General features: G+C 64.3%; 11 protein-coding genes. 5 read left to right on the top strand and 6 right to left on the bottom strand.

Features of this window, described 5'->3' with window-relative positions:
* Positions 1-94: 94 nt before the first annotated feature.
* The 6 genes from JW897_RS04460 to JW897_RS04485 all read right to left on the bottom strand — a co-directional run bounded on the left by JW897_RS04460 (position 95) and on the right by JW897_RS04485 (position 7,253).
* Positions 95-472, bottom strand: coding sequence for an acyl-CoA thioesterase (locus JW897_RS04460; protein WP_019102937.1), 378 nt, complete (start codon positions 470-472; stop codon positions 95-97).
* Between the two features lie 127 nt (positions 473-599).
* Positions 600-3,053, bottom strand: coding sequence for an acyl-CoA dehydrogenase (locus JW897_RS04465; RefSeq protein ID WP_205465290.1), 2,454 nt, complete (start codon positions 3,051-3,053; stop codon positions 600-602).
* 91 nt (positions 3,054-3,144) lie between these two features.
* Complete coding sequence (locus JW897_RS04470) at positions 3,145-3,792, bottom strand: TetR/AcrR family transcriptional regulator (RefSeq protein WP_048414473.1); 648 nt, start codon at positions 3,790-3,792, stop codon at positions 3,145-3,147.
* A 203-nt stretch (positions 3,793-3,995) separates the two neighbouring features.
* The gene (locus JW897_RS04475; protein ID WP_205465291.1) at positions 3,996-5,183 is read right to left on the bottom strand and encodes an O-succinylhomoserine sulfhydrylase; all 1,188 of its coding nucleotides are present in this window, start codon (positions 5,181-5,183) and stop codon (positions 3,996-3,998) included.
* Between the two features lie 214 nt (positions 5,184-5,397).
* Positions 5,398-6,009: a M15 family metallopeptidase gene (locus JW897_RS04480; protein ID WP_205465292.1), complete on the bottom strand. Its 612-nt coding sequence runs from the start codon at positions 6,007-6,009 to the stop codon at positions 5,398-5,400.
* Positions 6,010-6,029: 20 nt separating this feature from the next.
* Positions 6,030-7,253, bottom strand: coding sequence for a D-amino acid dehydrogenase (locus JW897_RS04485; protein WP_205465293.1), 1,224 nt, complete (start codon positions 7,251-7,253; stop codon positions 6,030-6,032).
* Positions 7,254-7,388: 135 nt separating this feature from the next.
* On the opposite strand from JW897_RS04485, the gene JW897_RS04490 reads away from it, so the two are divergent.
* The 5 genes from JW897_RS04490 (at position 7,389) to JW897_RS04510 (ending at position 11,940) form a co-directional block, all read left to right on the top strand.
* Positions 7,389-8,969 carry an ABC transporter substrate-binding protein gene (locus tag JW897_RS04490; RefSeq protein WP_205465294.1) on the top strand — a complete coding sequence of 527 codons (1,581 nt, stop codon included), beginning with the start codon at positions 7,389-7,391 and terminating at the stop codon, positions 8,967-8,969.
* The gene (locus JW897_RS04495; RefSeq protein WP_240352084.1) at positions 8,957-9,907 is read left to right on the top strand and encodes a succinylglutamate desuccinylase/aspartoacylase family protein; all 951 of its coding nucleotides are present in this window, start codon (positions 8,957-8,959) and stop codon (positions 9,905-9,907) included. The genes JW897_RS04490 and JW897_RS04495 overlap by 13 nt, the downstream gene beginning before the upstream one ends.
* A gap of 343 nt (positions 9,908-10,250) precedes the next feature.
* Positions 10,251-10,439: a DUF1843 domain-containing protein gene (locus JW897_RS04500; protein WP_081547132.1), complete on the top strand. Its 189-nt coding sequence runs from the start codon at positions 10,251-10,253 to the stop codon at positions 10,437-10,439.
* 229 nt (positions 10,440-10,668) lie between these two features.
* The gene (locus JW897_RS04505) at positions 10,669-11,292 is read left to right on the top strand and encodes a DUF1842 domain-containing protein (RefSeq protein ID WP_048414467.1); all 624 of its coding nucleotides are present in this window, start codon (positions 10,669-10,671) and stop codon (positions 11,290-11,292) included.
* 45 nt (positions 11,293-11,337) lie between these two features.
* Positions 11,338-11,940: a DUF1842 domain-containing protein gene (locus tag JW897_RS04510; RefSeq protein WP_048414466.1), complete on the top strand. Its 603-nt coding sequence runs from the start codon at positions 11,338-11,340 to the stop codon at positions 11,938-11,940.
* Positions 11,941-11,955: the final 15 nt, after the last annotated feature.

Raw genomic sequence — 11,955 nt, forward strand, 5'->3', positions numbered from 1 at the left:
TAGAGCAATTCCACAAGGTTTTGGAGTGTTTGTTCCAAACAAACGTTTAATGAGACATTTCTGCAACAAGCACGCAAAAAAGCATTGAATTAGGCTAAATATCGCCCAAAAGACGCGATTTTCCATCGCAATCCACCGCCACATAGGTGGCGACCACCTCGGTGATCGCCTCATGCGAGCCGTCGATGCGCTCCGCTTCCACGGTAATTTTCAGGGTGATGGATTTCTGGCCGATTCGCAGCCGTTCCACATAAAGATCCACCACATCGCCCAACAGGATGGGCGCGGCGAATTGGAAGGTATTGACCGCCACCGTGGTCACCGGGCCGCGCGACAAACGCTCGGCGTCAAGACTGCCGGCCATGTCGATCTGATTCATCAGCCAACCGGCCTGGACTCGGCCGTAAGCGTTGGTGCTGGTCGGCAGCGCGCGCACGCGCAACGTGGGAATCCGGACTTCAGGGCGGTCCATGCTCACTCCTTTGTTCTTGTTCGTCGCTCGGCCTTGGCGACTTTTCATCATTTCACGCCAGCGGCCGCCACAGCAGCCGCTGGCGTGAAATGCCGGGACGAATCCCGGCAAATCTTACCCCTTATGCTCAGAAGATCAAGCGTTGCAGCAGCTTGTCGTCATGTTGCTCCAGCATCTTGTCGAAATCGTCGACCATGATCACGTCGCGCTTGAGCTTGCGCGCGCGGCTGACGGCGTCGAACTCGACCTGGGTGAGCAGGCCGGCCGCCAAGGCTTCCGCCAGGCGCTCGCGCGCGGTCACTGCAACGAACTTGCCGTCGCGCGCCAGCTTGCGCAGCTTCTGCTCCAGCGGCTCGGTGGCCAGCACCGCTTCCAGCGCGTGGGCCAGCACGCCCACGGCGTCGCCCTCTTCTTTCGGCAGATACATGCCGCGCGTCAGCCGTTCGCGCGTTGCGCCCGGCTCCATCATCGCGCGCGCCACCTGAGTGCCGACGCGATCGGACGCCGGCTTCAAGGTCAGGCCCCACGGGAAGATCAGCTTACGCAGCACCGCCGCCAGCATGCGACTGGGCAGGTTGGCCAGGAAGCCGTCCATCGCCTGCTGCACGTCGTACAAGGCGTTTTCCACCGACCACTGCAGCACCGCCAGGTCTTCCTTGGGCGCGCCGTCGCGCTCGAAGCGCTTCAGGCAGGCAGAGGCGATGTAGAGGCCGGACAGCATGTCGCCCAAACGCGCGGACAGTTTCTCGCGGAACTTCAGGCTGCCGCCCAGGCTGAACATCGCCATGTCGGACAGCAAGGCGAAAGCGCTGGAGAAACGAGTCAGCCGGCGGTAGTAAGCACCCACCTCGCCGCCGCGCGGCGCGCCGGCGAAACGGGCGCCGCTCAGGCCCAGCCACAGCGAGCGGACCACATTGCTGATCACGAAATTGATGTGACCGGTGATGGCGGCGTCGAACTCTTTGCCGTCATTGGCCATCGCCGCTTTCATCTCGCGCAGTACGAAGGGATGGCAGCGGATCGCGCCCTGGCCGTAAATGATCATCGAACGAGTCAGGATGTTGGCGCCTTCCACGGTGATGCCGATCGGGATCGCCTGGTAGGCGCGCGCCAGATAGTTGCGCGGCCCCAGCACCACGGCCTTGCCGCCATGGATGTCCATCGCGTCGTTGATGGCTTTGCGCATGCGCTCGGTGTTGTGGTACTTGAGGATGGCCGACAGCACCGACGGCTTCTCGCCGGTATCGAGGCCGGTCAACGCCAGATCCTGCGAGGCCTCCATCTGGTAGGTGTAGCCGCCGATGCGCGCCATCGCCTCGTCCACGCCCTCGAACTTGCCGATGGGCAGACCGAACTGGTCGCGGATGCGCGCGTAAGCGCCGGTGACGAAGGTGCTCATCTTGCCGGAAGCCACCGACATCGCAGGCAGGGAGATGCAACGCCCCACCGACAGGCACTCAACCAGCATGCGCCAGCCCTGGCCGGCGAACTCGCGGCCGCCGATGATCCAGTCCAGCGGAATGAACACGTCCTTGCCCCAGGTCGGGCCGTTCATGAAGGCGGCGCCGCCGGGGAAATGGCGGCGGCCGATGGCCACGCCCTCGTGTTCGGTGGGCACCAACGCGCAGGTGATGCCCAAGTCCTCTTTATCGCCCAGCAGGTGCTCGGGATCGTACATCTTGAACGCCAGGCCCAGGATGGTGGCTACCGGCGCCAGGGTGATCCAGCGCTTTTCCCAGCTGACGCGCAGGCCGAGCACGTTTTCGAAACGCTCGCCGGTGCGCGGATGGGTGTAAGAGCCGCGGCAGACGATGCCGTAGTCGGGAATGCTGCCGGCGTCCGAGCCCGCGTAAGGGCTGGTCAGCGCAAAGCACGGAATTTCCAGACCCTTGGCCAGGCGCGGCAGGTAGTAGTCCTTCTGCTCCTCGGTGCCGTAGTGCTGCAGCAATTCGCCCGGCCCCAGGGAGTTGGGCACCATCACCGACACCGCGGCGGTGCCGCCGCGGGTGGCGATCTTGGTAACCACCTTGGCGTGGGCGTAATTGGAGAATTCCAGGCCGCCGTAGCGCTTCTTGACGATCATGCCCAGGAAGCCGTTGTCCTTGATGAACTGCCACACTTCCGGCGGCAGGTCCTTCAGCTCGTGGGTGATCTTCCAGTCGTCGATCATCGCGCACAGCTGCTCGGTGGGGCCGTCGATGAAGGCCCGCTCTTCCGGCGTCAGCTTGGGATCGGGGAAGGACAGCAGACGGTTCCAGTCCGGCTTGCCGGAAAACAGGTCGCGATCCCACCACACCGTGCCGGCGTTGATGGCTTCCTGCTCGGTCTGGGACATCGCCGGCGTGATTTTCTTGAACACGCCGAATACCGGACCGGTGAACACGGCGCGGCGCAGCGGCGGAAGATTGAGAACCGCGGCGACCACCGCGAAAACAGCCCAGACCGCCGGCGGCAGCGGGCAATGGAAGACGAACTGGAGCGCGGCGAGCCAGGCGGCAAGCCCCACGGTCCAGGCCAGAACAGGCGCGCGGAAATACGCCAGCGCGCCCAGCAGCACGACCAGAACAACGGCAGATATCATTTTGTTTTACCCTCGTGTTGACCCTTCCATTCCGGCGGCAACAGCAAGGGACGCGGCCTGGGATCGGCGCGTCCTGCCCTGCGCTCCGGAATCAGCCTTCCATGGGCGCGACCAGGCCAGCCATGACAAAGGGCACGAGGTATTTGACGATCATGTCCGGGTCCCGGGCGCTGACGATCTGACTGCGCGTGAAGATCTTCAGCACGTCGTTGCCGGCGAAGGCATTGAACATGACGCTGAACGCAAGATGCATTCTCCAGGCCAACTGCTCCGTGTCCAGCAAGGGCAAGGCGCGCTGAAACGCGCGACTGTAACGCTGGACGAACACGCTGTACTGCTGGGAGATGGTTTCGCGCAACAGACGATGGTTTTCCACCAAGGTGCGCGACAACAGGCGCACGAACATCGCCCCGCCGCGCGACGGGTCCTTGGACAGCGACAGGCAGGGCCGTATGAACGACAGCACCAGGCCTTCCACTGCGAGTTTCTCCTCCGAGGCCTCCGCCTCCAGCTTGTCCAGTTCCGCTAGGCAGTCCGCTATCAACGGGGCCAGCCTGCGCATGAACACGGACTCGAACAACGCGTCCTTGGAGCCGAAGTGGTAATTCACCGCGGCCAGGTTTACCTCGGCTTGCTGGGTGATCATGCGCAGCGAGGTCGCTTCGAAACCGTGCTCCACAAACAAGCGTTCTGCAACGTCCAGAATGCGGGTGGCGGTATCGGGGCGGCTTGCTTCCATGTTCTCCAGTGCCTTTTTTGTATTTGCTGGTTTTATGGTCTTGCTCATTTCAGCTTTCGAACAAGCGTTTCAAACTTACGTTTTAATTTGATGAATGTCAAGACATGTCTCGACAGCGCTCGGGCCAAACTCTCAGGGGCGGCAACAAAAGCGGCAGTCTTGATTTTAGACTGCCGTTTGAATGAAACACATGTTGAAAGCGTTTAGTCAAGGCCGCGCGCCAAATCCCGCTTCAGGTCTTCGACATGCTCCAAGCCCACCGCTACCCGCAACAGGCCTTCCACAATGCCGGCCTTGGCCCTGGCTTCCGGCGTGATGCGGGCGTGGGTGGTGGACGCCGGATGGGTGATGGTGGATTTGACGTCGCCCAGATTGGCGGTGCGGGAAATCAGCTGGACCCGGTCCACCACCCGCCAGGCTTCCGCCCTGCCGCCCTTGACCACGAAGGACACCACCGCGCCGCCGCCGTTTTGCTGGCGCAAAGCCAACTCGTATTGCGGATGGCTGGCCAGTCCCGGGTAGAACACCCGCTCCACCGCCGGCTGCGCCTCCAGCCAGCGCGCCAGTTCCAGCGCGTTGGCGCTGTGTTTCTCCATCCGCAAGTGCAGGGTTTCCATGCCGGAGAGCAGCGCCCAGGCGTTGAACGGCGCCAGCGTGGGCCCGGCGGTGCGCACGTGCAGGTAGATCTGCTCGATCAAAGCGTCGCCGCCCACCACCGCGCCGCCCATCACCCGGCCGTGCCCGTCCAGGTATTTGGTGGCGGAATGCATCACCAGATCGGCACCCAGCTTCAAGGGCTGCTGCAAGGCGGGCGAACAGAAGCTGTTGTCCACCACCAGCAAGGCGTCGCGCTGATGCGCGATCTGGGCGATGGCGGCGATGTCGGCGATTTCCGTCAGGGGATTGGACGGCGTCTCCAGAAACAACAAGCGAGTATTGGGCCGCATCCCGTCGCGCCAGGCTTGCAGATCGGTGGCGTCGACGAAGGTGGTTTCCACGCCGAACTTCGCCAGCAGGCCGGCGAACAGATTGGTGGTGGAACCGAACAGGCTCTGCGAGGACAGGATGTGGTCGCCCGCCTTGAGCAGGCTCATCATGATGGCCTGGATCGCCGCCATGCCGGTGGCGGTGGCAATGGCGCGCTCGCCGCCCTCCATCAGCGCCAGCCGCTGCTGAAAGGCGGCGACGGTGGGATTGGTGAAGCGGGAATAGGTGTAGCCGTCCAGTTCGCCCAGGAACATGGCGGCGGCCTGTTCCGCCGAATCGTAGGTGAAGCTGGAAGTCAGATGCAGGCTTTGGCTGTGTTCGCGATATTCGCTGATTTCGCGGCCGCCGCGGATTGCCTGGGTTTCCGGGTGCCAACAGGCTTGTTCGGTATTGTCGGATGCCATTGGAGAGTCTCTGCGGGTGCTTCTAAGGATAAGACCAGCGGCCATATTGCCTGAAAACCCGCCGTTTGCTAAATGCCTGCCGGGCATAAAGCCGCCGGCGCGGCGGCATTAGCGCCCGCTCAAAGCCCCGCGAGCAAAAACGAGACAAGGCGAAAACCACGGAGAAAGCGGGATGCTCAACGGGCACATGGGCATTAGCCAGGCTCACGCCCTCTTATTCGATCAGCAGCATGTGGGCGCGCACCCAGTCGCGATCCGCCGCCTCGAAGTGCCACCATTCGGTGGCGATGCCGCTGAAGCCGGCCTGGCTCATGCAATGGCGCAGCAGCAGGCGATTGGCCAGCTGCGCCTCGCCCAGCCTCCCGGCCTGCCGCAGTTCCGTCTCTCGCTGCGGCTGCGCCAGCTCGGTAAAGTCGTCGAAGCCGGTGCCCATGTCCAGCTCGCGCCCGCCGTCGTCCTCCACGCTCAGGTCCACCGCCATGCCGAAGCTGTGAATCGAGCCGCGCGCCGGATCGGCGACGTAGATGCGCTGCGGGGTGTCCTTGACGATGTCCCACAACACCCGCTGCACCCTTCCCGGCCGCAGCGCGTCGAACACCAGCAAACTGAAACCGGGCCGCTGCCGGCGCAGCGCGCGCGCGGCCATGGCCAGGCGCTCGGCGGCGCGGCGGTGCAGCAGCGCCGGCGCCGCGTCGCCGTACAGATTGCGTCCCACGAAATTATTGGCGCAGGCATAGCGCAGGTCCAGTTTCACCCCGTCTAGATCCGCTATCGACAAATACTCCGGATGCGCCGCCAACTCCTCCACGCCGATGACCGCTTTCATGCTCGCCCCGCTCCCTTCCTTCATACTTCGGCCATCTCCCGCGCCAGCCGCTCGGCGCTGCCCAAGGCCAAGGTAAAGCCCAAGGCGCCGTGTCCAAGGTTCAGCCAGAGATTGGCCGGCCCTCCGCGCGCGCGTCCTATCACGGGCACGCCGTCCGGCGTGGCCGGCCTCAAGCCGGCCCATTCCGCCGCCTGTTCCAAGCGGCCCGCCCGCGGCCAGTCCCGCTCCACTTGCCTGCGCAAGCCGGCCACGCGCCGCGGATCCGGGCTTTCATCGTAGCCGACCAGGTCCGCCGCCGCGGCGACCCGCAGCCGCCCGCCTATCGGCGCGTACAAGGTCTTGCGCTCGAAATCGGTGACGCTGAGGACCGGCGCGCAGTCTCCCGCCGGCATGTCCAGGCTGTATCCCTTCAAGGGGTAGAGCGACAGCCGCAGGCCCAGCTTGCGCGCCAGCGCCGCGCCGCCGACGCCGGCGGCCAGCACCAGATGCCGGCAAGGCAAAGCTTCTCCGGGCAGCAAGACTTGCCGCACCCGCCCCTGGGCCAGCTCGAAACCGCCGACGTCCTCGCCGAAGCGGAACTCCACGTCCAGGCCCTCGTCGAGCATCCTCCGCTGCAGGGCAAGGCAGAACAGCCGGCAGTCCGCCACCTCCTCGTCCGGCGTGTGCACCCCGCCGGCCAGCGGCCCGCTCAGCCCGCTCAAGGCCGGCTCCAGTTCGCGGCAGCCGTCCGCGTCCAGCAAGCGCTGGCGCGCGCCCAGTTCGCTCAAGACCGCCGCGCCCCGGCGCGCATGCTCCAGCGCCGCCGCGCCGCGGTACAGCACCAGCTTGCCGTTGCGCCGCCAGTCAAAGCCGTCCAGTCCCTCCGCGCGCAAGCCTTCCAGCAAGAGCCGGCTGTCTTGCGCCAAACGCCACAGCTGGGCGGCGCCGGCGCGATGGGCTTCGCCGTTGCAGGCGCGGTAAAAACGCCACAGCCAGCGCCATTGGTCGGCGTCCCAACGCAGGCTCAAGCGCATAGGCGCGTCAGCGCTCAGCAGCCAGGCCAGCGCCTTGGCCGGCACCCCGGCGTCGGCCAGCGGCGCGACATAGCTGTAGCTTAGCTGGCCGCCGTTGGCGTGGCTGGCGCCGGCCGCCGCTTCTGCGCGCCGCTCCAGCACCGTGACCGACCAGCCCGCCCGCGCCAGCCGCCACGCGCTGCACAGACCGATCACGCCGGCGCCGACGACGATCACCCTCGATCCCTTCATCTCCGCCCCCTCGCAAAGTCCGCCAAACCGCGAGGTCGGCGTCCGCTTTCGGGAACCATTTGCCAAGACCTTGGACCGACAGCGGTGTATGACGGACAATTCGCTCGCCGCGAACAAGAACTCAGGATAGCGTAAATGACAAAATCGATCCTCTCCCTTTCCCTGCTGCTGGCCGGCGCCTTGCCCGCCGCCGCGCTGGCGGCCAAGCCGCTGGTCTTTTGCGCGGAAGCCGCACCGGAAGGCTTCGACCCCGCGATGTGGGACACCGCCTCCACCTACAACATCGTCAAGCCCGTCTTCCAGGGGCTGACCGAATTCAAGCGCGGCGGCGTGGCGCTGCGCCCGGGGCTGGCGGAAAGTTGGAGCGTGTCGGCGGACGGACTGGAGTACACCTTTAAGCTGCGCCGCGGCGTCAAATTCCATCAAACCGATTACTTCAAGCCCAGCCGCGACTTCTCCGCCGACGACGTGGTCTTCACCGTCAATCGCTGGATCCAGCCCGACCTGCCGTTCAACCAGGCCTTCAAGACCCCGCTGACCGGCCCGGACGGTTACGGCCTGGTCAAGCTGATAGCCTCGGTGCAGAAGCTGGACCCGCACACCGTCAAGATCCGGCTGAAGGAGCGCAACGCCACCTTCCTGACCTTTTTCGCGATGGGCTTCGCCGGCATGCAGTCGGCGGAGTACGCCCAACAGTTGCTGCAGGCCGGCAAGCCCGCCCAGATCAATCTGCTGCCCATAGGCACCGGTCCCTACCGCTTCAAGAGCTACGCCAAGGACTCGACCGTGCGTTACGAGGCCAATCCCGAATACTGGGGCCCGCAGCAGAAAACCCGCAGCCTGATCTTCGCCATCGTCACCGACCCGCAAGTGCGCATCCAGAAACTGAAAGCGAATGAATGCCAGGTGGCCGCCGCGGTGCGCGAATCCGATCTGGACGCCCTGAGCACAGATAAGAACATCAAGATCGCCGCCACCGGCGCCAGCAACATTTCCTATCTGGCCTACAATCTGAAGCGGCCGCAACTCGCCAAGCGCGAAGCGCGCGTGGCGCTGGACATCGCCATCAACCGCGACGCCCTGTTCAAGGCGATGTTCCCCAAGGGCGGCGCCACCCAGGCGGTCAATCCCTATCCGCCGTCCACCTGGAGCTGGAACCCCAAAACCCGAAACGAATACAATCCGGTCAAAGCCAAGGCGCTGCTGGCTCAGGCGGGCTATCCCAACGGCTTCACCGTCGATCTGTGGGCGCTGCCGGTGCAGCGCCCCACCAATCCCAACGGCAAGCTGATGGCGCAAATGATCCAGCAGGACTGGGCCAAGATCGGCGTCAAGGCCAATATCCGCTCCTACGAATGGGGCGAATACCTGAAGCGCGCCGCCGCCGGCGAACACGACGTCTACATGTCCGGCCTGACCAGCAACTCCGGCGATCCGGACGACTTCCTGTGGAACGCCCTGTCCTGCAGCGTCAGCAAGGGCGGCCAGCGCTTCTGCAATCAGGAGTTCGACCAGCTGCTGCTGCTCGGCCGGCAAGCCACCGAGCAGAAGCAGCGCGCCCAGTACTATTTGAAAGCCCAGGAGATTTTCAAATACGAGCGCCCCTGGATCACCATCGCCCATTCGCGCATTTACATTCCGCTGCGCAACAATGTGCAGGGCTTCGTGATGAACCCCAACGGCTCTTTCGACTTCGAGGACGTATGGCTCAAATAAACCCGGCCTGGCCGACCCATTTCGCCAGCCACCGTTATCAGGGCTTGCGGGCCGGCCCGCGCCTGATCGTCACCGGCGCCGTACACGGCAACGAGGGCTGCGGCACGCTGGCCATCCGCCGCCTGATGGCCGAGCTGGAACAAGGCGCGCTGGCGCTCTGCGCCGGTCGGCTGACCCTGGTTCCGGTGGTCAACCCGCTGGCTTTCCAGCTGGGCCAGCGCGGCGGCGAACGCAATCTGAACCGCAATCTCGCACCCCGCGACGCGCCGGGCGATTTCGAAGACCATGTCGCCAACTGGCTGTGCCCCTTGCTGGCGGAGCACGAGGTCTTGCTGGACCTGCACTCCTTCCAGTCCCAGGGCCAGCCCTTCGTGTTTCTCGGCCCGCGCGACAACGCCGGCGAACTCGAACCCTTCGCCCTGGCCGCGCGGGAAGAGGCGCTGGCGCAGCGGCTGGGCGTGTCCCGCGTCGTGGACGGCTGGCTGTCCACTTACGCGCTGGGCGTCAGCCGCCGCGACAAGACCGCCGGCGGCGACGCCCGCTACGGCGTCGGCACCACCGAGTACATGCGCCGGCAAGGCGGCTGGGCGCTGACGCTGGAATGCGGCCAACACGGCGACCCGGCCGCGCCGCGCGTCGCCTACCAGGCCGTCGTCAACACGCTGGCCCACCTGGGCATGATAGACGCGCCGCCGCCCGCCCCCGGCCCGCTGGAGGCGCTCAGCCTGTACGAGGTGGTGGACAAGCTTGACGACGGCGACCGCTTCGCCCGCGACTGGGCCAGCTTCGACCCGGTGAGCCGCGGCGAAACGATAGGCTGGCGCGCCGACGGCAGCCCGGTGACGCCGCTGGACGACGGCCGCGTCGTCTTTCCCAACCCCCAGTCGCCAAGCGGCCAGGAATGGTTCTATCTGGCCCGCCCCTCCACCCGGTTTTAAACCCGCCCTCCTTGCTCCGGGCCGCGTTCCAGCGGCTCGGTAATTTCACTTAAGTATTTGTTTTTCATAAAAACAGTCCTTAAGAACAGTCCGCCCCCGCTCCCAACTGCTACACCGATAAACACTGCCTGGCTTCGGCCGGCAGCCCTTTGCGGTCGGCCCGTTGCCGTCCGCCATTCCGTCAATCCGCGCGAAGAACGTGTTTACGATCTCGCGAGCCAAGGCGAAAACAAGCGAAAAAGCGGAGTGTACATACGGTACATGAGCATTTTGAGTTTGTTTTTAACGCGGTATCGCCGACGCACAGCAGATCGTAAACAGGTTCCAAGGAACAGGTCGACTCATGAGCCATCTTCCCACGCATCAAACGCTGCCCTATGGCGTAGCCATTCACCAAGCGATTGCCGAAGGCAATCTGGCGCAGATGAAAACCCTGCTGGAACAAGGCGAACAGCATTTGCGCCAATACGGCGACCTGCACACCGCCGTCGATCAGCTGAAGCAGGAAATTTCCCGCCTGGAACGGCGCTAAGAAGCGATTCAACGTCTGCCGCGCGTCGTGACAGCAGCACGGTGAGCACACCTCAGAAATGCTGATGTAGCGCTTGCACATCCGCTTTCTCAGCTGTTTTCGCCTTGCCTCCTTCCTACTCGCGAGACTTTGAACAGCCTCCAGGCCCCTGAACACCCGCCCCGCTCCAGCGGCATCTCGGGCCGAAACGGCTCGCCGCCTGGACATCACTTAATCATCCGGAGGATTTATGTCAGACACCGCGCAAACCGACATCGGCTTGTTTCCCGTCAGCTACCTCATCGGCAACGATCTGGCAGGCGCTCCGACGCTGCTCTTGAACCTGCTGGTGGCGCCCCCCACCCACTCGGTGACCGGCAGCGCCCACATCGTCAACCAAAGCCTCCACCCGCCGCTGAACCTGCACTCCCATGTTCACGGCCAATACGCCTACCTGGGCGTGGTGCCGACCAATGAGGGCCGCATTCTGATCTCCGCCCAAGGCCACAACGGCAACACCACCAACTTCAAATTGCACCTGGTGCTCAGCCACGACTGGAAAAAGGGCATCGCCAATTACAGCTATCTCGACGGCTCCAAATGGGTGGAAGTGGACAATGTGCCGGCCAAGCTGAACCCGGAACTGAAATCCCGCTATTTCCCGCTGCCGCTGGAACCCGGCCCGGTGATCCTGCCCAATCCGCCCATCATGGCCTTGTACGGCGTGCCGATCCAAAGCGCCATCGCCAGCGGCGACCTGGCCCATATGAAAACCCTGGCCGCTTACGCCAAACAGCAGCTGGACGCCCAGCCGCAACTGCGCAAGGAACTGGATGCGCTGAAGGCGGAAATCACCAAGCTGGACCGCAAATAAACAGGCGCGCGCGCCGATTCCTTCCCATTCGTCAAGGAGTGCTCCATGTCAGCAACAGGATTGTTCCATGTCCGTTACCTCATCTCCCAACCGGTGCTGGGCGCGCCGGTCCTGACCCTGGATTTGCTGGTCGACACGCCGCAGAAAAAGATCAGCGGCCACGCCAGCATCACCCAGAGCGTCAATCCGCCGCTGCGGTTCCAGGCCAATGTCTGGGGACACTACAGCCAGGCCAAGCTGGATCCGTCGGCCGAGCACCACATCGTGCTGTCGCTGGACGGCAGCCCCAGTTCGCCCAATAGCCAGATCGCCGAAACCTTCCACCTGCAAGGCATCCTCGATCAGGACTGGCAGGACGGCCACGCCAGCTATCGCTTCTTCTACCAGGACGCCTGGCACACCGTCGCTCACGCCATCGTCACCGAGGCGCCGGCCCTGCACCCGGAGCAGCGCTCCGGCAGCAAGCCCTACCCGCACCCCATCCCGCTATACGCCGCCGCGCTGCAGCAGTCGCGCGCCAGCGACAATCTGGCGCAGATGAAGTCGCTGGCCGGCCAGGCGGAAGAGCAGCTGAAGCAGCACGACAATATCGAAGCCGCGCTGAAACAGCTGCATGCTGAAATCGCCCGCCTTGAAGGCAGGCATTGACCGACGCCGCGTAGT

The sequence above is a fragment of the Chromobacterium alkanivorans genome (genome assembly GCF_016937655.1).
Taxonomy (GTDB): Bacteria; Pseudomonadota; Gammaproteobacteria; order Burkholderiales; family Chromobacteriaceae; genus Chromobacterium; species Chromobacterium alkanivorans.